At 41.9% G+C, this 856-nt stretch carries 2 rRNA genes; both read right to left on the reverse strand.

Features of this window, described 5'->3' with window-relative positions:
* Positions 1–551: 551 nt before the first annotated feature.
* Positions 552–668: ribosomal RNA gene (gene rrf, locus EKQ44_RS21315) — 5S ribosomal RNA — on the reverse strand.
* Between the two features lie 84 nt (positions 669–752).
* Positions 753–856, reverse strand: a 23S ribosomal RNA gene (locus tag EKQ44_RS21320); the annotation flags it as partial.

The raw sequence follows: 856 nt of genomic DNA on the forward strand, positions 1-856 counted from the left end.
GCGCCAGATTGTCTTTATAGCTTTGATAATGACAATCTTAACGGAGGATCCACCTCCAGAGTGTCTTTATAGCCTTGATAATGACAATCTCAACGGGAGATTTACCTCCAGATTGTCTTTATGGCCTTGATAATGACAATCTCGACGGGAGATTCACCTCCAGATTGTCTTTATGGCCTTGATAATGACAATCTCGACGGGAGATTCACCTCCAGATTGTCTTTATGGCCTTGATAATGACAATCTTAACGGGAAATTCACCTCCAGATTGTCTTTATGGCCTTGATAATGACAATCTCGACGGGAAATTTGCCACCATATTGTCTTTATAGCTCTGATGTTAGTCTTAATCACTCTAAATCTTTGCTTTCGATCAAGCCAGCTTTTATTTTATTTTTATCCGCGAACTTTTTGTTTTATCCGCCAAGTCGGACCATATAACCGGCATTCGACACAAACATACAAAAACAGCATCACCCATCCACCACCAAAACCCAAAACAACACAAAAAAACCAGCGCCTAAATTAATAAGCACTGGTTTCTTCCATTTGCCTGGCAACGTCCTACTCTCACAGGGGGAGATCCCCCAACTACCATCGGCGCTGAAGAGCTTAACTTCCGTGTTCGGTATGGGAACGGGTGTGACCTCTTCGCCATCATTACCAGACATATTCAATTGAAGGTTGATCCTTCAAAACTAGATAATGTGTTCGTATCAAGAATTCCTATCGTTCATAAAATTACTTATTGTTGGGTTAAGTCCTCGATCGATTAGTATTCGTCAGCTCCACATGTCGCCATGCTTCCACCTCGAACCTATCTACCTGATCATCTTTCAGGGATCTTACTTACCGA

It is taken from the genome of Sutcliffiella horikoshii (assembly GCF_021991925.1).
Lineage (GTDB): Bacteria > Bacillota > Bacilli > Bacillales > Bacillaceae_I > Sutcliffiella_A > Sutcliffiella_A horikoshii_F.